The sequence below is a fragment of the Marinomonas rhodophyticola genome (assembly GCF_026113935.1).
Lineage (GTDB): Bacteria > Pseudomonadota > Gammaproteobacteria > Pseudomonadales > Marinomonadaceae > Marinomonas > Marinomonas rhodophyticola.
Genome location: NZ_JAPEUL010000006.1, coordinates 213,343 through 235,000 on the forward strand (window position 1 = coordinate 213,343; position 21,658 = coordinate 235,000).

11 protein-coding genes, 2 rRNA genes and 2 pseudogenes are annotated in these 21,658 nt (G+C 43.5%); 7 read left to right on the plus strand and 8 right to left on the minus strand.

Features of this window, described 5'->3' with window-relative positions; all coding sequences use genetic code 11:
- Nucleotides 1–148 precede the first annotated feature (148 nt).
- Nucleotides 149–2,176 (minus strand): hypothetical protein, encoded by a 2,028-nt coding sequence (locus ONZ52_RS06985; protein ID WP_265217959.1) that lies wholly within the window; start codon nucleotides 2,174–2,176, stop codon nucleotides 149–151.
- Nucleotides 2,177–2,528: 352 nt separating this feature from the next.
- On the opposite strand from ONZ52_RS06985, the gene ONZ52_RS06990 reads away from it, so the two are divergent.
- Complete coding sequence (locus ONZ52_RS06990; RefSeq protein WP_265217960.1) at nucleotides 2,529–2,828, plus strand: hypothetical protein; 300 nt, start codon at nucleotides 2,529–2,531, stop codon at nucleotides 2,826–2,828.
- A 23-nt stretch (nucleotides 2,829–2,851) separates the two neighbouring features.
- Here the strand turns inward: ONZ52_RS06990 and ONZ52_RS06995 are convergent, their stop codons facing one another.
- Nucleotides 2,852–4,285, minus strand: a complete 1,434-nt coding sequence (locus ONZ52_RS06995; RefSeq protein ID WP_321160277.1) for a Ppx/GppA phosphatase family protein — start codon at nucleotides 4,283–4,285, stop codon at nucleotides 2,852–2,854.
- 619 nt (nucleotides 4,286–4,904) lie between these two features.
- On the opposite strand from ONZ52_RS06995, the gene rho reads away from it, so the two are divergent.
- Both rho and ONZ52_RS07005 read left to right on the plus strand, forming a co-directional pair.
- The gene (gene rho, locus ONZ52_RS07000; RefSeq protein ID WP_111637652.1) at nucleotides 4,905–6,170 is read left to right on the plus strand and encodes a transcription termination factor Rho; all 1,266 of its coding nucleotides are present in this window, start codon (nucleotides 4,905–4,907) and stop codon (nucleotides 6,168–6,170) included.
- A 130-nt stretch (nucleotides 6,171–6,300) separates the two neighbouring features.
- Entirely contained in the window at nucleotides 6,301–7,029 is a 729-nt protein-coding gene (locus ONZ52_RS07005; RefSeq protein ID WP_265217961.1) for an NAD(P)H-flavin reductase, read from the plus strand.
- A gap of 118 nt (nucleotides 7,030–7,147) precedes the next feature.
- Here the strand turns inward: ONZ52_RS07005 and ONZ52_RS07010 are convergent, their stop codons facing one another.
- Together ONZ52_RS07010 and mqo are read right to left on the minus strand one after the other, a co-directional pair.
- Nucleotides 7,148–7,414: a YfcL family protein gene (locus tag ONZ52_RS07010; protein ID WP_265217962.1), complete on the minus strand. Its 267-nt coding sequence runs from the start codon at nucleotides 7,412–7,414 to the stop codon at nucleotides 7,148–7,150.
- 90 nt (nucleotides 7,415–7,504) lie between these two features.
- Nucleotides 7,505–8,985: pseudogene (mqo, locus tag ONZ52_RS07015) on the minus strand (malate dehydrogenase (quinone)).
- Nucleotides 8,986–9,394: 409 nt separating this feature from the next.
- Between mqo and ONZ52_RS07020 the strand changes: the two are divergent.
- Nucleotides 9,395–9,802, plus strand: a complete 408-nt coding sequence (locus tag ONZ52_RS07020; protein WP_265217963.1) for a CBS domain-containing protein — start codon at nucleotides 9,395–9,397, stop codon at nucleotides 9,800–9,802.
- An 11-nt stretch (nucleotides 9,803–9,813) separates the two neighbouring features.
- Here the strand turns inward: ONZ52_RS07020 and hslO are convergent, their stop codons facing one another.
- Complete coding sequence (gene hslO / locus ONZ52_RS07025; RefSeq protein ID WP_265217964.1) at nucleotides 9,814–10,689, minus strand: Hsp33 family molecular chaperone HslO; 876 nt, start codon at nucleotides 10,687–10,689, stop codon at nucleotides 9,814–9,816.
- 256 nt (nucleotides 10,690–10,945) lie between these two features.
- Between hslO and ONZ52_RS07030 the strand changes: the two are divergent.
- The 3 genes and pseudogenes from ONZ52_RS07030 (at nucleotide 10,946) to ppk1 (ending at nucleotide 16,382) form a co-directional block, all read left to right on the plus strand.
- Nucleotides 10,946–12,870, plus strand: a pseudogene (locus tag ONZ52_RS07030) (ABC-F family ATP-binding cassette domain-containing protein).
- A gap of 151 nt (nucleotides 12,871–13,021) precedes the next feature.
- On the plus strand, nucleotides 13,022–14,017 hold the full coding sequence (hemB, locus tag ONZ52_RS07035) for a porphobilinogen synthase (protein ID WP_265217965.1): 996 nt from the start codon (nucleotides 13,022–13,024) through the stop codon (nucleotides 14,015–14,017).
- A gap of 235 nt (nucleotides 14,018–14,252) precedes the next feature.
- On the plus strand, nucleotides 14,253–16,382 hold the full coding sequence (gene ppk1 / locus ONZ52_RS07040) for a polyphosphate kinase 1 (protein ID WP_428981166.1): 2,130 nt from the start codon (nucleotides 14,253–14,255) through the stop codon (nucleotides 16,380–16,382).
- Between the two features lie 261 nt (nucleotides 16,383–16,643).
- Here ppk1 and ONZ52_RS07045 read toward each other — a convergent pair whose 3' ends face one another.
- From ONZ52_RS07045 to ONZ52_RS07055, 3 genes are all read right to left on the minus strand, one after another.
- Nucleotides 16,644–17,813, minus strand: a complete 1,170-nt coding sequence (locus tag ONZ52_RS07045; RefSeq protein WP_261599300.1) for an IS4 family transposase — start codon at nucleotides 17,811–17,813, stop codon at nucleotides 16,644–16,646.
- 367 nt (nucleotides 17,814–18,180) lie between these two features.
- Nucleotides 18,181–18,295: ribosomal RNA gene (gene rrf / locus ONZ52_RS07050) — 5S ribosomal RNA — on the minus strand.
- Nucleotides 18,296–18,493: 198 nt separating this feature from the next.
- Nucleotides 18,494–21,382, minus strand: a 23S ribosomal RNA gene (locus tag ONZ52_RS07055).
- Nucleotides 21,383–21,658 lie beyond the last annotated feature (276 nt).

The following is a 21,658-nucleotide window of genomic DNA, read 5'->3' on the forward strand; positions in this document are numbered from 1 at the left end:
GCATACAAATATAAAAAGTAGGCGGCGATAAAGACCTACCTCTGATCATTCAATAGTTAAGCCAACTATGGCGCCTTTTTTATTTCGCCTGTAAAAAAAGGCAACTCTGTGTGAGTTGCCTTTAAAACATAATATTAATAGTCAATCATTAGCTATTAAGTGTAAGAACATTGGTTTTACTAATGCGATGACGATAAATTTCACGCAAATATTTGATCGCATTTTTCACGTTATCAATGTCCAAGCGAATATCATTGATCGAGACAAAACGCTGATTGTTGTCGATTAGCTCACGGTATTTTTTCTCATACATTGGCTTAATCGCATACCAATTTGTGTCTAGGATTTTCGCTGGGTTCTCATACGTGTTGAAAAACTTGTCAACTAACGCTTCATCAAAATCCGTCTCTTGGATCATTTTAATAATTTCTTTGTCTATTTCATCCGTGTAACGGTAATCGTCACGGGCAAAACAACGCTTCATGTAAGCGACCATTAAGGTTAAAAAATCATCACTCAGACAAGGGCTTTTTGCGATAAGCGTGGTTAATGACAAGTTAGCCGATGCACCAATAACCAGAGCATAACGTTTTAATGTTGTATTAGGACATAAGCGGTTCAGGTGCATTTTGAGACGATTTAATGCCGTGAAAGATAATTTGTAATCTCGCGGCAAAGAAATAATCGACACAATAGACGAACAGTTTTTAAAGAAATGCAGATGATTCAACGTGGTCGCATCGTAACCGCTTTTTCGATAGTTCTTAATCGCTTCACGGTATCGCTCGGATTCAACCGGCAATACACTTACCCCTTCAATCGCTGACGTGTCACTGTTAAAGTGTGGCAGCTCAATGGAACGACAAAATAGATCGTCAATATCCACACTGTCTTGCCGCGTACTTTCATTTACAACACTTTCTGCATAGGCAACAGCAACAGGACCCGCCAAGCTCATGAATAAGTCGTTTGCATCCAGACGAATAGTCTCAGCAATATCAATACCAGCGCGACGGAAGTAATCTTCATCGTAATCCGTTGTGACGGCTTGAGCGGTTAAGATATTGAAGATTTGTTGAGAGATATACTGGTTGGCGTACTTTTCCATGGTGTTAACATCAATACTGTCTGCATCGCCACCATCTTCCTCTTCTGCATAACGCATGATGTCATTAGAGATTAACATCATAGAGTTCCATGGACGAATGCGCTCCATGACGTCCGCAGGCACTTCATCTTCTTCACGCTCTTCGTTGTACGAAAAATTCCATTCTTCCGATATGTATTTCGTTAGCAAACGTCCGGCGTTAATATGTAGCGCCTCTGAGATTTCAACATTTTTTCCAGATATGTTCGGTAAAATACAAATACCTGATGTGAAAATTGGCTCAAACACAAAGCTATGACGTTTATCCGCCATTTTGCTTTGATCGGATCGGTAGTCGAAAGTCTTACTCAGATAGGAAAACTGTTGTGCTAGACCAAACTCAGACGCCATGCCTGACCCTGTTCCACCACCTGCACTGAAAATATAAAAGTATAGACGTGATTGGTTGGCTTTGATGCCACACGAATCCACCAAATAGGAATGCATCTGTTTCCAATTTTCGTTGCGGAAGGTAGTGGCATCTTTATTCAAGATAATTTTGGCAAGATACTGCCCTAAAATTGGCGCATTACCGGCACCACCAGCATGCACTTCAGACAGATCCATAATCTGCAGCTTGGTATACTCTTCTAAAAACTTAGCCCTGCCTTCTTGATTAGAAAAACGAATTCGCCCTTCTATATCCTTATCCAAATCCCCCAATAAAACGATTGGCTCAATCAAGAAAACAGGTTTAAAACCATCTTTGCCTTCTAACGGCAAATGTTTACGAATCCAACGCATGGGACGGAATTCGCTTTCATTTTCCAGTATTTCTTGGCTTTCTACTTCTCGCATATAGTTGGTTCTTGCATCGTATACCAACGACGCTACATCCAGTGCGATATTTGAACCACATCGCCCTAGACCAATAAGGCAAACAGATGGAAACACCTGTTCATTTACGCCTTCGTCATCCGCTGCTTGTGGGTGTATTCGATTACGAACAACATCTAGATTCTCTAAAATTTGTTCTAGGTTTGTCTCAGTGAAATAAAGATGTTCTATTGGAAGATTTTCTTGGCTCATGCGGCATCCTTTTTGAAGCAAACGACTGACAACAGATAATCATTCGCGCGATTTACGCGATAAAGCAGACCTTATACTGTTAAATGCATTATTGTTCTTTAGTCATCAAATTGATAACAATGTGCAAACAATATCATCCTTGTATGGCAATGACACTAATATGGTGAATGAGAAGATAAAATAAATCTAAATTGATGCAGATCTATCGTCATACGAGCATAGTAATGGATAAAAACACATGACCCCGCTATTTCTAGCTTATGTATGGAATAATATCGCAACAAAAATACACATTGATTGTTTTTTATACTATCCTTAAAGCGCATCTTTTGACTATTATCAGGTGGCTGTTTTGTCAGTATCCTCCATCTCAAACAATCGTTTTTATTTGCCTGTGCAATTCGCTCAAACAGACAGTAACGTGCGCACGGATGTTCAACGACAACAGGATAATGTTCAGTTATCGGACAGTGCTAAACAACAGTTGATGTCATCACAGCTCAATACTTTAACCGATAAAAACGAAGAAAAAGAGCAGGAAGGAAAAGAGTCGGTCCAAGTGTCTTCGAGCATTGGGCGACTCTCTCGCATTACAGGATTACAACGAGAAGAAGTCGCCGCGTTGTATCGATCAATTGATAAATTAACTTGATCATAATGTGACTCAGGTTAATGTTAACTGAAGGTTAGGCTGTATCCATCGACCAATAAAGACTCAGCTTCGCGTTGTAGGTTAGCAAGTGTCAAGGGGCGGTTATTCAACCACTCCGGTAAAAATTCAGCATGCAAACTTTTTTCACTCGCTTTTAAAGTGAAGATAGGCATATCACCCTCTTTTCTATCATGATGCAGCAATATTGAAAGCCTTAACAATATAGACAATCGATCTAAATCTTGCTGATCACTTTTGGTAAAGCGGTAATCTAAAGATTGAGTGAACTTACGGCGATGTCGTAGAATTAAATTGGCCAGCGCCTGTTGCTCTTGTTGAGAAAAACCTGGCATATCAGATTCACTAATAATGTAAGCACCATGTTTATGGTAGCGGCTATGCGAAATACCTGCTCCCACTTCATGAAGTAGCCCAGACCAACGCAATAGGTCTTCACTGGAAATGCTATTCAGATTCCAATCGTCTTTCACTTGAGCTAATGCCGATAACGCGGTATGCGTAACCAGTTTCGCTTGCTCTGTATCAATGTGGTACTGATTCAACATGTAGTTAACGGTACGTTCACGAATATCGGTCTCAGCGTAACGACCCATAATGTCGTAAAGCACACCCTCTCTTAACGCACCGTTAGAAAAGTCCATCTGCTTGATATCAAAACATTCAAACACCGCCGTTAAAATCGCAATACCAGCCGCGAATGTCGCTTTACGTTCAGGCTTAAGACCAGGCAAGTCGAGCTTATCAATATGCCCTGCGGAAAATAATGCTTTTTGAATTTGTTTTAGATTTTTTAAGGTGATGCCTTTCTTGCTCCAATTGTTTTCCTTAACAATGTTAAAAGCCGCTTTCACTGTCCCCGAAGAGCCAATAGCCACATCCCATGTCTCATCAAGGTAATCATCTTGGATACTTAAAAGTTCTAAGCGAGCCGCCGTTACCGCTTTCTGGAAGTTAGACTTATTAATCGAGCCATCATCAAAAAAGCGCTGTTTAAAACTTACGCAGCCCATATGAAGGCTTTCCGTTAATATTGGTTCAAGCTGTTTACCAATAATAAATTCCGTACTACCGCCTCCAATATCCACGACCAGCCGTTTTGCATCACCATGATCCATGGTTCTTGATACGCCAACATAAATCAGACGAGCCTCTTCTCGACCCGCGATGATTTCTACTGGATGGCTCATTATGTCCATGGCCTTACCAATGAAATCGTATCGATTTTTGGCGACCCTTAGCGCATTCGTACCAACCACGCGAACAGATCCGGGCGGTAGGTCTTCGATCACTTGTGCAAACTGAGCTAAACAATCTAAGCCTCGTTGCTGCGACGCATCATCTAAGCGCCCATTCACTAGGCCAGCTGCCAGCTGAACTTTTTCACCAAACTCACCGGTGATTCGTAACTGCCCATGAGTCACTTGAGCGATCACCATATGAAAACTGTTTGAGCTCCAAGTCTATAGCCGCAATTTTTTCAAACGGAAAATCATGAGATTGTTGCAAAAAAAGTGATTGCATTCAGAAAGCCTTATCTTGCAGAAGTCTTAATTAAGGCAAGAGTATATCAGTTCCGTGCCTATGTCATTGGCAACATGGCAGCAAAAAGCCTAGAGTTTTTTATGAATTTTTTACGAAAAATGCCCAATTTTTCCGAAAAGCAAGAGGCATTAAGTACTTAACATGAAAATTGCCCCCTTTTGAAAGCACAAAAATCCTGAGTTTGATCAAAAAATTACCAGAAATTGTTTTTTTCCTGAGTTTCACTATAGACCTCGCCTTTAAGTCGAACTATAGTATGGATGGTCTCGATAGTGACAAAGCAACAAGCAAGTCACCTCTAGATCCCAATCAAATTGTTTCGCGCTGTATTGGCTTTGCCCTATCCGGGCTGATCTAAACCAAAACAAAAGTTTTATAACCGCGTTGTTTTGTGTTTTTTTATGCCGAATAGCTGATACATTGTAAGATACTTCCAGACACACATTATTGTTACTTATTGATTAACTCTAATTCCGTCAATATTCCTCAAATGAGCTAATACAAAACCCGTTTATGAACCTTACCGACTTAAAACAGAAATCAGTACACGAACTTTTAGACATCGCATCAGAGATGGGCCTAGAAAATATGGCTCGCTCCCGTAAACAAGATGTTATTTTCTCGATCCTAAAGCGTCATGCAAAAGGCGGGGAAGACATATACGGCGACGGTATCTTAGAGATTCTTCAAGATGGCTTTGGCTTTTTACGTTCACCTGATAGTTCATACTTAGCAGGTCCTGACGATATCTATGTATCGCCAAGCCAAATTAGACGCTTTAACCTACGAACTGGGGATACTATCTCCGGGAAAATCCGCCCTCCAAAGGATGGTGAACGTTACTTTGCGCTACTAAAAGTCAACGAAATCAACTTTGATAAACCTGAAAGCGTTCGCAATAAAATCCTTTTTGAAAACCTTACTCCTCTTTTCCCAGATGAACGCCTATTGATGGAAGCCGGCAATGGCTCCACCGAAGACGTTACTTCACGCATCATTGATCTTGTTGCGCCAATGGGTAAAGGTCAGCGTGCTTTGGTTGTATCTCCGCCAAAAGCGGGTAAAACCTTCATGCTGCAGAATATTGCCAACGCTATTACCCGTAATAACCCTGAATGTCACCTCATCGTATTACTGATCGATGAACGTCCTGAAGAAGTAACCGAGATGTCTCGTACCGTTCGAGGTGAAGTGGTTGCTTCTACGTTTGATGAGCCACCAGCACGCCATGTTCAAGTGGCTGAAATGGTAATCGAAAAAGCAAAACGCCTCGTTGAACACAAACGCGATGTTGTTATCCTACTAGACTCCATTACTCGTTTAGCACGTGCCTACAACACAGTCATCCCTTCATCAGGCAAAGTATTAACTGGTGGTGTTGACGCAAATGCATTAGAGCGTCCAAAGCGTTTCTTTGGGGCGGCACGTAACATCGAAGAAGGCGGTAGTTTGACTATTATCGCAACGGCGCTTGTTGATACAGGCTCCAAAATGGACGAAGTTATCTTTGAAGAATTCAAAGGTACTGGTAACTCCGAATTGCATCTAGACCGTAAAATTGCAGAAAAACGAACATTCCCTGCAATCAATATTCGTCGCTCAGGTACTCGTCGTGAAGACTTGTTAACCTCAGAAGATGAACTACAACGTATGTGGATTCTTCGTAAACTATTGAATCCTATGGAAGATGTAGCAGCAACTGAGTTCTTGATTGATCGCCTCAAAGTCACTCAAACAAACGATGAGTTCTTTGAGTCAATGAAAGGCAAAAATAAATAGGCAGATCACTCTGCCTGATAAAAACCACTTCATGAAGTGGTTTTTTTTACTTGCATGATCAATATAGTGCATCATCAATGTCCACGGACTTTCTTGATAAGTAAGTGCGACACAGATTGGAGTAATTTAAATGAAAGAGATGAGCGCATCGGTAAAGGCTGTTGAATTAATTAATCAGAATGTATACCGAGTCAGCCTAGAAGCCGATGATCTGACCTTCATAGCAGGTCAGTATTTAATGGTCGTATTGCCAACAGGTGAAAAAGTTCCTTATTCCATTGGCAGTGCACCACACGAACTCCCGAATTTGACACTGTACATTTTAGTATCGGATCCGACATCACTCGCTAGCAAGGTCGTAGAATACATTCAATCCAATACCAGCATTGTAATCAAAGCTCCAGGCGGTGACTGCCACTTACAAAATGGGGTATTAGACACCCATCCAGAGCATATTTTACTCATCGCTGGCGGGACAGGCTTTGCTCAAATCAAAAGCCTATACAGCGAATTAGTAGAGCAGAACTTTACCGGAAAGGTATCCTTTTACTGGGGATTAAGAACCGCTGAAGATGTGTTCGCCCAAGACTGGTTAGAAGAGGCACACAAATACACGCCCTTCACGTTAGATGTCATCGTTAACGAGGCAAGTGATCAGTGGCATGGAAGAAATGGTTGGTTATACGAAGCCGTATTAGCAGACCACCCCGATTTAAGCCAAAGTGTGGCGTTTATCAGTGGATCTGTTGGCATGGTATACGGGACATTTGATCATCTAGAGCTCAAAGGACTAAGCAAAGAGCGTTGTTTTTCTGATGTATTTGCTTACGCTCCACACCCAACAAAACCCGCACTTTAAGCCTATAGCATTCATCTACTTTACCTATCTAGATGAATTTGAATATAGGCAAAAAAAGAGAGGTCTAATAATGACCTCTCTTTTTTATACTCAAATATATCACGCTATACGACTAAAACTATTTTGAGCAAACCGTTTGCCATAATGACGTTATGTTTGCTTGATCGCTCGTGGTGACACCTTCAGCATCAAGCGTTTCTTGTAGAATCGTAGTAAAGTCTTGATCAAACGCCTCTTTGCCCTCACCTTCAGCGCTACTATGCAGCCCCAAAAGCCCAAGAAGATATGCGCAATAAAAAAGCTGATCTCCCTCTTCTGCGTGATGTTCCATGTCTCGTAATCTGTCACACAGTTGGTCTGCGCGCTCAGCAAAAGTCATTGTCATATTCAATCTCTGTATTGATGTATTTTTCAAGATTTAAGCCAAGAAAGCTAAGGCTTATGCCCGCTTTCTAAAGGCCATTATTGACTTACATTAAGGCTTTAAATTGAGCGTTTCTAACGTCCGTGCACGAATAGAAAGCAGCAAATCCGTATTCTCTATTAGAGACTCACCGTAAGATGGCACCATAGTTTTTAGTTTGGCTTGCCAATCTGCCGATTTAACTTGCTCTGGGAAGCAGCGCTCTATAATACCGATCATAGTATTTACTGTCGTTGAAGCGCCAGGAGAAGCGCCTAACAAAGCAGCAAGAGAACCGTCTTCGGTCGTAATAGCTTCGGTTCCAAACTCTAATTTGCCACCCGTTTTTGCGTCTTTTTTGATAATTTGAACACGCTGCCCAGCGTAAGCCAGTTCCCAGTCTTCATCTTTCGCATCTGGAAAAAACTGACGCAACGAGTTACAACGATCTTTATGAGATTGCATCACTTCGCTGATTAAATAACGTGTTAGGTCCATGTTATTTTTACCCACACTTAGCATTGGCTTAATGTTGTCGAAGCGAACGCTTTTAGGAAGGTCAAAAAATGGTTCCCGTTTTCAGGAATTTTGTTGTGAAGCCAGCAAACGGACCAAATAAAATGGCTTTTTTACCATCAATAATACGTGTGTCTAGATGCGGTACAGACATTGGTGGCGCTCCGATTGGTGCCGCCCCATAAACTTTGGCAAAATGCTGTTCCACGATGTCTGGTTTTTCACAGACTAACCATTGACCACTGACGGGAAAACCACCAAAACCCTTACCTTCTTTGACATCGGCCATTTGCAATAAAGGCAAAGCACCACCGCCAGCACCCAAAAAAACAAACTTAGCATCAACGGTTTTACGAGCGCCATTTTGCTCGATTTCAACGTCCCATCTTCCGTCTGCTCTTTTGCTTAAATCCTTCACTTCGCAATTTAAGCTCAGCTCAAAATTATCCAGCCCTTGTAAATGCTTACTCATGTTTCGAGCAATCGCACCAAAATTCACATCCGCACCATGCTCAACTCGAGTTGCAGCAAGGGGCACCGTCACCCTCACGATTATTCATTATAAGAGGCATCCATTCTCTCATTTTTTCACGGTCTTCCGTGTATTGCATTTCTCTAAAAGCGGGATGTGCACTCATGGCCGCATGACGCGCTTTAAGCATTTTTACATTACGTTCTCCCCATACAAAGCTCTGGTGAGGCACGCGATGAATAAACTCTTGAGGCGCAGGCATAAGCCCCTGTTCGACTAAGTAAGACCAGAATTGAAGACTGATTTCAAAAGCCGCATTGATGGTTACAGCTTTGTCGATATTGACAGAACCGTCTTTATTTTCAGAGGTATAGTTGAGTTCGCAATATGCTGCATGGCCTGTCCCAGCGTTATTCCAGCCATCCGTACTTTCTTTTGCGACACTGCCCAACCGCTCTACCATCAACATGGTCATGCTGGGATCTAATTGCTTGAGTAACACTCCTAAGGTGGTGCTCATAGCACCGCCTCCGACTAGTAAAACGTCTACAGAATTTGAGGTCATATGATTTCGCCGTGTCATAGCCAATTGTGAATTTGAGAGTGATGCAGAAAAAGGGCTTTTGGCCAGTAACCACAAGAGCTTGCTACTTTACTTTCTTCACCCTCTCCTCAGAACGCCTTTGCTCGTATGCCGAAAGTACATAGAAAATCAGCTTAATAAGGGATTCTGAGCAGGTGTAATTCAATTATACGGATTTTAAAAGTAATGTCTTGAGACCTTAGTATAAGATTGTAGATATATTCACATTTAAATGATCAAGATACCGCTCATTTAATTGACTTTAGCAGCAAGAAAAGCGATGTTAGCAACATTAATAAAAAACATGCTTCGATTTTGCTACTATATTTAAATAATAATATTCAGTATAAATATACTAAATTCTCTTATAGAGATGCTGGGGAGTATGACAATGAAAGCACAAGATATCATGGTAAAAAATGTCATCTGTGTCGAAATGGATGAACGCTTACCCAACATCAGAAAAATCATGGAAACAAATGGTTTTCACCATATTCCTGTGACAGAGAAAGGCAAATTAGTCGGTATTATTTCTGACCGAGACCTGTTGCGCCTCATTAGCCCGTTTATTAACAAAGTCTCCGAACAACCAAGAGATTTAGACACCTTAAACCGTGCAGCCCATCAGGCAATGACTCGTCAGCCAATCACCGTTAAAGCAGACACATCCATAGAGGACATCATCGCTTGGTTTAAACGCGTGGATATTTCTTGTCTACCAGTCGTTGACGATGAACATAATGTGATTGGTATTATATCGTGGCGTGACCTTATCAATCACGCCACGTTTAAATCATAATGTTCTTCAGACTAATGAGTTTTGGCTTGGTCACCTAGAAAGTCGGCCAAGTCATTTTCTGAAAACTCGTACTTTTCAGCGCAAAATTGACAATCAACTTTCACACTACCTTGCTCTATTAGTAACTCGCGTATCTCTGCTGAACCTAAAGACATAACGGCTTCTAGAGTACGCTGACGAGAACACGAACAACCAAACTGCATTGCTTTAATATCATACAAGCGAACTTCTTCTTCGTGGTAGAGACGGTGCAGTAGTTCACTGGTTTCAAGGCCAAGCAATTCCTCTTCTTTCACCGTTGAAGCCAAATGTGTTAAACGATCCCAAGCATCTTCATCGCCTTCTTTTGCTTGCTCTTCTGGCAAGCGTTGTAAGAACAAGCCACCACACTGTGCACCATTCGCCGCTAACCACACTCGACTTGGCAACTGCTCAGACTGAGAAAAGTACTGTTCAAGGCATTCAGACAAGGTATCGCCAATGATCTCAACTATGCCCTGATAACGCTGCCCATTACGAGGCTGGATGGTAATGGCTAAATACCCCCCTTCAAGTACCTCTTTTAGAGAAATGCTCTCTGGCACCTCTTGGCTTTCGTCCCACTGAGCAATACCACGAAGATTTTGATGTTCGTCACACTCGGTCATCAGGGTAGATAAGAAACCATTACCTTTGGCTTGAATCGATAACACGCCATCTATTTTGACAATATCTCTCAGAAGCGCGATAGCAGCGACAAACTCTCCGAGAAGTTTTTCTAGCGATAATGGATATTCCTTACGTTTTATAATTTCTTGATAAGCGTCGTTGAGCAACACTCGTTCACCACGAACGTTACTATTATCGAAAGAAAAGCGCTGGATTTCATTGATGGTTACATTGTTCACAAAGCACACCTTTCCCAAGCCATAAGCCTGAGCAAAAAATTCAAATAAGTATTATCGTCATTTTACCCTTGAGACGCTCAATCATCCACTTTAAAACCGTCATTAACTGGGGATATGTACGGAGAATATTCACACTTGCTATTTCGTTTCATCAGGCAGCACTCTAAAATGTTATGCATTGCACTTTCTATTAGAAAGACGATGGAAACGATCAACATCACTTCTCATTAAGAGAGATAAGAGATAATCAGTTTTTATGATCCAATTTACGCAAGTTAGTTTACAGCGCGGCACTCAGTTTTTACTTGAAGAAGCCGACCTCACCATCTTTGAGGGTCAAAAAGTTGGCCTCATCGGTGCCAATGGCGCAGGCAAATCTTCTTTATTCGCCATGATAAAAGGCGAGCTACATGCAGACACTGGTGAAGTCATTTTACCAGGGCAACGACGCATTGCCTTCATGGCTCAGGAAGTAGAAGAAACACAACGCAGTGCCTTGGATTATTGTCTCGATGGTGATGACAAACTAAAGAGATCGAAAAAAATATCATTGAGGCGCAAGCTAATGGTGACGATCACGCTCACGCAGTTTGGTTAGGAGAATATGAAAACGCTCATGGCTATACCGCACAATCGCGCGGCGAGACACTTCTACAAGGTTTAGGCTTTAAAATGACAGACATGAAAAGACCCGTGTCTGATTTTTCCGGTGGCTGGAAAATTCGTCTTAACCTCGCCAAAGCCCTGATGTGTCCTTCTGATGTATTGCTACTGGATGAGCCAACCAACCACTTGGATTTAGACGCGGTAATGTGGCTGGAAAACTGGCTACGCCAGTACCCAGGAACCTTACTACTCATCTCTCATGATCGCGATTTCCTAGATGGCATCTGTAGTCATATTGTTCACCTGTATCAAAAACAACTGGTTTTGTACAAAGGCAACTACTCGGATTACGAGCGCCAACGTGCTGAACACTTAGCACAACAACAAGCTAACTATGAAAAACAACAAGAAAAACGATTCCACCTACAACAATACGTAGATCGCTTTCGCTTCAAAGCAGACAAAGCAAAGCAAGCACAAAGTCGCTTAAAAATGCTCGAAAAAATGGAAATCATTGGCCCTGCTCATATCGATTCACAATTTGAGTTCACGATTCCCGTAGCTGAAAAAACGTCACAATTATTGGTCAATTTATCTCAAGCAGACTTGGGCTATATCTCTGCATCTGGCGTGAAAACGGTGCAACTCGGCAACACCAATTTCGCACTTAGAGATGGTCAACGCATTGGCCTACTTGGCCCTAACGGTGCAGGCAAATCGACACTCATAAAATCCATCGTTGGTGAAATCAGCATTCTAGCAGGTGATCGTATCCTAGGAGAAAACCTGAAAATTGGTTATTTCTCTCAGCATCAACTTAGCGCACTTGATCTCGAAGCCTCACCATTACTGCATATTCAACGACTCACTCCGAAAGTGCTTGAAAGTGATATTCGACGCTATCTAGGCGGCTTTGGATTTACCGGCGACGATGCGCTTCGTGCTGTAAAAGGCTTTTCAGGCGGTGAAAAAGCACGCTTAGCCTTATCTTTAATTTCTTGGACAAAACCTAATTTGTTAGTACTCGATGAGCCAACCAACCATTTGGACATCGAAATGCGCCAAGCATTAACGGAAGCCTTGCAAGAATTTCCAGGCTCCATTTTATTGGTATCCCACGATAGACATTTGCTAAACAGTACCGTCGACGAATTTTACCTTGTTGCTGACAACAAAATACAAGCCTTTGATGGCGATCTTCCAACTTATCATGCATGGTTACAAGCGAGACAAGCTGACGCTGCGCAGCTTGAAAGAAATGAATTAGCTGGCGATAAAATAGACCGAGTTGATCGCAAAGAAGAGCGTCGTAAAGCCGCAGAAATGCGTGAAAAATTACGCCCCCTTCGCAAGCAAATAGAAAAGTACGAAAAAGCGATTCAAACAGCTCAAGAGCATCTCGATCGTATTGCGGCAGCGATGGCCGACTCCAGTCTCTATGAAACCGAGCAAAGAAGCAAATTACAAAGCTTGTTGAGTGATGAGGCGAAATGGAAAAAAGCCCAAGCCGAAAGTGAAGAAGCTTGGTTCGAAGCACAAGAAGAGCTTGAACAAGCCGAAGCGCAATTAGTGTAAACACTAACCGCAAACAAACGAGCATAAACAAAGACAAAATGCTAAAAATCCGTAAAGCTTTGCCTCAATACAAAGCTTTTCACCTACGACTGTCTTAATATTGTAACAATACTAAAGTACATTTATTGAGAGCGAAAAGGAGAGATATTGGATGACATTTCCATACACTCGTATGCGTCGCATGCGTAAAAATGATTTTTCTCGTCGCCTGATGCGTGAGCATCGCCTTACAGCGGACGATTTAATCTACCCAATGTTTATTCTTGAAGGCAAGAATGTGCGAGAAGCCATTCCTTCTATGCCAAATATTGAGCGCCTTTCTATCGACTTACTATTAGAAGAAGCCAAAGAACTTGTCGAATTAGGCATCCCTACCATTGCACTCTTTCCCGTCATTGACAGTGATAAAAAATCTTTGCTCGCCGAAGAGTCATACAACCCAAATGGCTTAGTCCAACGAGCGGTTCGCGCTTTGAAAGAAGCTTTTCCAGAGCTAGGTGTGCTTACTGACGTTGCTTTGGATCCTTACACCACTCATGGACAAGATGGCATTATTGATGATTCTGGCTACGTATTAAATGACATCACCGTCGATACATTAGTCAAACAAGCCCTTTCGCACGCCAAAGCAGGTGCCGACATAGTGGCGCCATCCGACATGATGGACGGACGTATTGGTGAAATTCGCGATGAACTAGAAGCGGAAGGCTTTGTTAATACCTTGATCATGGCGTACGCTGCTAAATACGCTTCGGCTTACTACGGTCCATTCCGTGACGCAATTGGCTCCAGTGGTAACCTTGGCAAAGGCAACAAATTCACTTACCAAATTGACCCCGCTAACTCGAACGAAGCGATCCGTGAAGTGATGCTTGACATAGAAGAAGGCGCAGATATGGTCATGGTAAAACCTGGCATGCCTTATTTAGATATCGTACGCCGAGTAAAAACAGAACTTGAAGTACCCACCTTTGCTTACCAAGTAAGTGGTGAGTACGCCATGCACATGGCCGCCTTTCAAAATGGCTGGCTAGATAAAAATACAGTAATGATGGAATCACTCCTTGCATTCAAACGCGCAGGTGCTGATGGAATCCTGACTTACTTTGCGAAAGATGCAGCACGCCTACTGAAAACCAAAAGCTAATAACTTTTAACAGAATAAATACATAGAATCGGTGACCAGCAGGCTGCGTTGGTGTAATTTGTTATCATATGCCTACATACTGTAGGCAAAGGAACATTGATACCAACAACACAATAAAACGGTATTTAGAGAGAATCAAAGCGCATGTCTGAGCAGTCGGTGAACGAGATAGATAAAAAAGATCCCATTCCAACTCCACCTTTAGAATTGGATGCAGAACTTGTTTTGAAATCCCATTCCGGAACAACCACAAGATCCAACTAAAGCCTCAATCGAAGAGCGCTTACCTGAAGAGATCGATCTTGCGGATCCTGAACTCTATTTCAACCGTGAATTGAGTCATTTACAATTTAACGCCCGTGTTCTTGAACAAGCCATGGACGAAAATCATCCAATCTTAAATAGATTGATGTTTCTATGTATCTTCAGCTCGAACATGGACGAATTTTTCGAAATTCGTGTAGCAGGTCTTAAAAGCCAATTAGAATATAGCCGTGAAAAAAACGGCCCTGATGGCATGCACCCGAAAAAAGTACTGTCTTTGATTAGCGAACATGCTCACAAACTAGTACGCCGTCAGTACCGTATTCTCAACGATATTATTTTTCCTAAACTGGCTAATGAGAACGTTAAGTTTATTCGCCGTAGCGTCTGGAATGAAAAACAAGCTGCTTGGGTAAAACGTTATTTCCGCGATAATGTGTTACCTATCATTAGCCCAATTGGGCTTGATCCAGCACACCCTTTCCCAAGACTCGCAAACAAAACCTTTAACTTTGTTGTGGAACTTGAAGGCCGTGATGCTTTTGGCCGTGAAAATGGACTTGCTATTGTCCCAGCACCTAGCTCGTTACCTCGTTTAGTAAAACTGCCAGATGACGTTTGTGAAGGCGGTGATAACCTTGTCTTTCTTTCATCGATTATTCACGCCCATGCTGATCAACTATTCCCCGGCATGACGGTAAAAGGCTGCTTCCAATTCCGCCTTACCCGTAACGCCGATCTAGAAGTAGACTCCGATGACATTGGTGTCGATCTAGCTGGTGCCTTACGAACAGAATTACAAAGTCGTCATTACGGTAGTTCAGTTCGATTAGAAATCGCTGAAAACTGCCCTCTGCACATTGTCGACTCATTGCTTAAGCAGTTTGAGCTAGAGCAACAAGATTTATATCGAATAGATGGGCCGGTAAATCTTAGCCGACTCATGGCCGTGCTAGAACTGGTTGATAGACCAGATCTAATGTACCCTCCTTTTTCACCAGGCTTGCCTAGAAAATTGGCCAGCTCAGGGGGATTATTCGAGGCCATTCGTCAACGCGACTATCTATTGATGCACCCGTTTGAAAGTTTTTCGCCCGTTATCGACTTACTAAGCGAAGCCGCGAAAGACCCAAGTGTTGTTGCTATCCGTCAGACACTATATAGAACCGGCTCTCGTTCACCTATTGCCAATGCATTGGTTGAAGCCGCACGAAATGGCAAAGAAGTAACAGTTGTCATTGAGTTAAGAGCTCGTTTCGATGAGGCTGAGAACTTAGCCTTAGCAAGTCGTCTACAAGACGCTGGTGCCATTGTTGTTTACGGCGTTGTTCGACATAAAACCCATGCAAAAATGATTCTAATCGTTCGTAGAGAGGGGGCAGAACTAACTCGCTATGTTCATCTAGGCACAGGCAACTATCACGCAGGAAATGCAAGACTCTATACTGACTACAGCTTTATGACGTCGGATAAAGAAATAGGCGATGACGTACATCGTGTTTTCCAGCAGCTCACCGGAATGAGTAAAGAGCTAAAGGTGAAGAAGCTACTACACGCTCCTTTTACTCTGAGAGATCGTTTACTTGATATGATCAATCGCGAGGCAGAAAACGCTTTAAAAGGCGAGCCGTCTCGAATCATTATCAAGGTGAACTCTTTGACTGAACAAAAACTTATTCAGTCATTATACAAAGCATCTCAAGCTGGAGTGAAAATTGACCTAATAGTCCGAGGCATTTGCACCTTGCGGCGGGGTATAAAGGGCATATCCTCTAATATTCGAGTACGAAGCATTATAGGTCGATTTCTCGAACATACACGCGTCTATTACTTCTTCAACGACCGCAATCCACAAGTGTATCTGTCCAGCGCAGATGGCATGGATAGAAACTTGAATAACCGTATTGAGGTCGCCTTCCCATTACAGGATTACAAGCAGACCCGTCGTGTTAAGAAAGAATTAGAATACTATCTAGCAGACAATACACAAAGCTGGATTCTGCAAAGTGATGGCTCTTACCAGCTATCTAAACCAAGAAAAGGTGAATACCGTAGTGCTCAACGGGCCTTGCTAAGTGAATTAGCGGACAACACACGATAAAAAACCTGAACTATACACAAAGCCCAGCAACAAGCTGGGCTTTTTTGTGCATAAAAATAACGCTTATCCCCAGAGTAGAGCCAAGCTGTAAGTCTTCAGGCCGTCAAAAAAGCTCGCGACAACACATCACGTCTTGTCGGGCTAAAGCCACGACCTACAAAAACCAATCACATGTAGGTAGGTCTTTAGGCCGTCAAAAAAGCTCGCGACAACACATCACGTCTTGTCGGGCTAAAGCCTTAAGGATCCCCACATTTATTTCTAGCACTTGGTTTCCAATAGAAGAAGGTCTAACGCCTCAAATAACATTTTTTCTGTTATTTCATAACGGGAGGTTTTCAGGATCCTTTTGGCTAAATAGCAATAAGACAATACTCGCCTCGTTGTTATCGTATTTGATTGGAAATGACGATGATAACCTTGCATCTCTGCCGCTTTCCCAATGACGTAAAGGCACCATTGAGCAAGTAAGGCAATTAACAGAAGGGTTTGTAATCGCTCAATAGATTGGCTTCGGCTACGTTTTAGTCCTAGCCCATAATATTCGTTCTTCGTGTCTCGGAATGCTTCTTCGATAGTCATTCTGCGCTTATAAATATTGACTAGAGCAAGAGGAGGAAACTCGCCTTTTGGCAAGTTACTGACTAGAAACCAAGGCTCTCTGTTTGCTTTAGAGCACTTCTTATAATTGTTACAGTTTGGTCTTTTAACGGGTTTGCTTTTTTTCTTTGTAGGGCGTGGACTTTTATACAAAACACCACGACAAGGCCATTGTTGTTGTTTTGATAGACGCAAGCCGGACAACTCCATTGGTTTTGTGGTGGCTTGATGATGATAACCGTCAACGAGAGTCCATTGTGGTCGTTTATCCGTTTGGCATTTTACCGTTCCACGTGTACGTGCAAGCCAATACCAATCTAATTGCTCTATTGCTTTGAACCACGGAACCTTAAATCCTGCGTCCGTGCAGATAATAGGGGTACAGTCAGAGGGAAGTATTTGCTTTAAATTATTTAAGAAGTCGACATGTCTTTTATGATTATTCATAGCTCCTTCAGGGTGTACTTCTTCATATAAAGTGAAAGCTCTTCCCTGAAAGGCCACTGAGGCGCGCAGTAAAACAAAGCTAAAATCATAAACACTTGACCAATCAACAATGATGGGCAAGAACTCTTGTGAAGAAAAGTGAGAGGCAAGGGTCTTATAAAATTGATTTCGGCATTGGTGTAATTGGATGTTTCCTAACAGTCGATCAACTCGTTTAATGCAATATTTTTCAATGACGTTAGCGTCTTCTCCTAGTTTTCTACCAATTGCCGTTAGGCTTAATCTGGCGCCTTCTTTAACGGAGGATACTGCATCTGATAAAGCTGTATAGGTTCGCTTATCAATGGAGATTGAATTGTCAGGAAGTAAACTTGATAATAACAATGTGATGCCCCTTGTCTGGCTTATTTTTTGGCGAAAATAGTTTAACCAACAAGTGGGCATCACTCTATATTTGTGGGGATCCTTAAGGCTAAAGCCACGACCTACAAAAGCTGTAGATCCGCCTTTAGGCCGTCAAAAGCGAAGCGAATACCAAGGTGGATGCACCTCGGCCCCTTTCCTTGAGACGAAAAAAAGCCCTGACAGCGTTAGCTATCAGGGCCTTCTTAATATAAAGCTTGATGATGCTTATCCCTCACATGCGAGTCTTTGATAAAGAGCCCACACGCACGTGGCAAGGATCATGTTACGTCCCTGAAACGAAAAAACCCCACCCTACTGAGTAGGATGGGGTTTCTCTTAATATAAAGCTTGACGACGACCTACTCTCACATGGGATCTCCCACACTACCATCGGCGATGGCGCTTTTCACTTCTGAGTTCGGGATGGGATCAGGTGGTTCAACGCCTCTATGATCGTCAAGCAATTCGTTTTGCGTTTTGTTCTGGCTGGGCGTTTTGTGGCCTCACCAAAACACGCGAATACGTGCTTGGATCTTTAACAATTCATTTTGAAATAGTGATAACCAAGTATCAAACCGATGCTCATCATTGCTGATGCTTTATCGTAATCTGTGTCTGTGATTGTAGCGTTTCCGCTTTAAAAACCACTTTGGTGTTATATGGTCAAGCCTCACGAGCAATTAGTATTGGTTAGCTCAATGCCTCACAGCACTTACACACCCAACCTATCAACGTCCTAGTCTCGAACGGCTCTTTAGGGAACTTATGTTCCAGTGAGATCTTATCTTAAGGGAGGCTTCCCGCTTAGATGCTTTCAGCGGTTATCCCGTCCGAACATAGCTACCCGGCAATGCCACTGGCGTGACAACCGGAACACCAGAGGTTCGTCCACTCCGGTCCTCTCGTACTAGGAGCAGCTCCTCTCAAATCTCAAACGTCCACGGCAGATAGGGACCGAACTGTCTCACGACGTTCTAAACCCAGCTCGCGTACCACTTTAAATGGCGAACAGCCATACCCTTGGGACCGGCTTCAGCCCCAGGATGTGATGAGCCGACATCGAGGTGCCAAACACCGCCGTCGATGTGAACTCTTGGGCGGTATCAGCCTGTTATCCCCGGAGTACCTTTTATCCGTTGAGCGATGGCCCTTCCATACAGAACCACCGGATCACTAAGACCTACTTTCGTACCTGCTCGACGTGTCTGTCTCGCAGTTAAGCGTGCTTTTGCCTTTACACTCTATGCATGATTTCCGACCATGCTGAGCACACCTTCGTGCTCCTCCGTTACTCTTTGGGAGGAGACCGCCCCAGTCAAACTACCCACCACACAGTGTCCTCGATCCGGATTACGGACCTGAGTTAGAACCTCAAACATACCAGGGTGGTATTTCAAGAGTGGCTCCACGGTAACTGGCGTCACCGCTTCAAAGCCTCCCACCTATCCTACACAAGTAGGTTCAAAGTTCACTGTGAAGCTATAGTAAAGGTTCACGGGGTCTTTCCGTCTAGCCGCGGATACACAGCATCTTCACTGCGATTTCAATTTCACTGAGTCTCGGGTGGAGACAGTGTGGCCATCGTTACGCCATTCGTGCAGGTCGGAACTTACCCGACAAGGAATTTCGCTACCTTAGGACCGTTATAGTTACGGCCGCCGTTTACTTGGGCTTCGATCAAGAGCTTCGCTTGCGCTAACCCCATCAATTAACCTTCAAGCACCGGGCAGGCGTCACACCCTATACGTCCACTTTCGTGTTTGCAGAGTGCTGTGTTTTTAATAAACAGTCGCAGCCACCTGGTATCTTCGACCGACTAGTGCTTACGGAGCAAGTCCTTCACACCGGCCGGCGTACCTTCTCCCGAAGTTACGGTACCATTTTGCCTAGTTCCTTCACCCGAGTTCTCTCAAGCGCCTTGGTATTCTCTACCTGACCACCTGTGTCGGTTTGGGGTACGGTTCCTGCATATCTGAAGCTTAGAAGTTTTTCCTGGAAGCATGGCATCAACCACTTCGCCCAAAAGAGGGGCTCGTCATCAGTTCTCGGTCTTAAAAGGGCCGGATTTGCCTAAGCCCTAAACCTACCGCCTTAAACACAGACAACCATCGCTGTGCTGGCCTAGCCTTCTCCGTCTCTCCATCGCAATATGCACGAGTACAGGAATATTAACCTGTTTCCCATCGACTACGCATTTCTGCCTCGCCTTAGGGGCCGACTCACCCTGCCCTGATTAACATGGGACAGGAAACCTTGGTCTTCCGGCGGGGAGTTTTTCACTCCCCTTATCGTTACTCATGTCAACATTCGCACTTCTGATACCTCCAGCCTGCCTTACAGCTTGACCTTCAACGGCTTACAGAACGCTCCTCTACCATGCCTAGTAAACTAAGCATCCGTAGCTTCGGTGTACAGTTTTAGCCCCGTTATATCTTCCGCGCAGGCCGACTCGACTAGTGAGCTATTACGCTTTCTTTAAAGGATGGCTGCTTCTAAGCCAACCTCCTAGCTGTCTAAGCCTTCCCACATCGTTTCCCACTTAACTGTAACTTTGGGACCTTAGCTGACGGTCTGGGTTGTTTCCCTTTCCACGACGGACGTTAGCACCCGCCGTGTGTCTCCCGTAATTGCACTCATTGGTATTCGGAGTTTGCATGGGGTTGGTAAGTCGGGATGACCCCCTAGCCCAAACAGTGCTCTACCCCCAATGGTGAGATACGAGGCGCTACCTAAATAGCTTTCGAGGAGAACCAGCTATCTCCGAGCTTGATTAGCCTTTCACTCCTATCCACAAGTCATCCCCAGCCTTTTCAACGGATGTGGGTTCGGTCCTCCAGTTGATGTTACTCAACCTTCAACCTGCTCATGGATAGATCGCCCGGTTTCGGGTCTATTCCCAGCAACTAAACGCCCTATTAAGACTCGGTTTCCCTACGGCTCCACTACATGTTTAACCTTGCTACTGAAAATAAGTCGTTGACCCATTATACAAAAGGTACGCAGTCACGGAACAAGTCCGCTCCCACTGCTTGTACGTACACGGTTTCAGGATCTATTTCACTCCCCTCACAGGGGTTCTTTTCGCCTTTCCCTCACGGTACTGGTTCACTATCGGTCAGTCAGGAGTATTTAGCCTTGGAGGATGGTCCCCCCATATTCAGACAGGATAACACGTGTCCCGTCCTACTCGTTTTCATGATTAAGGTGTTTTCGTATACGGGGCTATCACCCTCTATCGCGGCACTTTCCAGAGCCTTCTACTAACACCAAAACCACTTAAGGGCTAATCCCCTTTCGCTCGCCGCTACTTAGGGAATCTCGGTTGATTTCTTTTCCTAAGGGTACTTAGATGTTTCAGTTCCCCTCGTTCGCCTCCTCACAGCTATGTATTCACTGTGGGATACTCTACAAGTAGAGTGGGTTCCCCCATTCGGACATGTTCGGATCAAAGCCTGTTTATCGACTCCCCGAACCTTTTCGCAGATTACCACGTCCTTCATCGCCTCTGACTGCCAAGGCATCCACCGTGCACGCTTGGTCACTTGACCATATAACCCAAAATAGTTTCGGATCACATACCAAAGGGCTTTTGTACCCCTCTGGATTTACGATTTAGAAAGTCATCTAGGTTAAAGATGCTTTCCACCGGTTTGACGCTTGATTATCGTCTATTTCAAAATTCGAATTGTTAAAGAGCAAGTTTAGTGCAAAGCACTAAGTCAGAGACTAAACCATCACTTGCGTGACGCTTTGTTTAGTGTCTTGCTTAAAGCTTTGTCGCTAAGCTTTCTAAACTAGATACTGTATCTCGCCAATGAATAATC

Bases quoted from the DNA above. Each gene is read 5' to 3' on its own strand.
- hemB (WP_265217965.1), top strand. From the start codon at position 13,022: ATGACATTTCCATACACTCGTATGCGTCGCATGCGTAAAAATGATTTT.
- ONZ52_RS07005 (WP_265217961.1), top strand. From the start codon at position 6,301: ATGAAAGAGATGAGCGCATCGGTAAAGGCTGTTGAATTAATTAATCAG.
- ONZ52_RS07010 (WP_265217962.1), bottom strand. From the start codon at position 7,414: ATGACAATGACTTTTGCTGAGCGCGCAGACCAACTGTGTGACAGATTA.
- ONZ52_RS06995 (WP_321160277.1), bottom strand. From the start codon at position 4,285: ATGGTGATCGCTCAAGTGACTCATGGGCAGTTACGAATCACCGGTGAG.
- rho (WP_111637652.1), top strand. From the start codon at position 4,905: ATGAACCTTACCGACTTAAAACAGAAATCAGTACACGAACTTTTAGAC.
- ONZ52_RS06985 (WP_265217959.1), bottom strand. From the start codon at position 2,176: ATGAGCCAAGAAAATCTTCCAATAGAACATCTTTATTTCACTGAGACA.
- ONZ52_RS07020 (WP_265217963.1), top strand. From the start codon at position 9,395: ATGAAAGCACAAGATATCATGGTAAAAAATGTCATCTGTGTCGAAATG.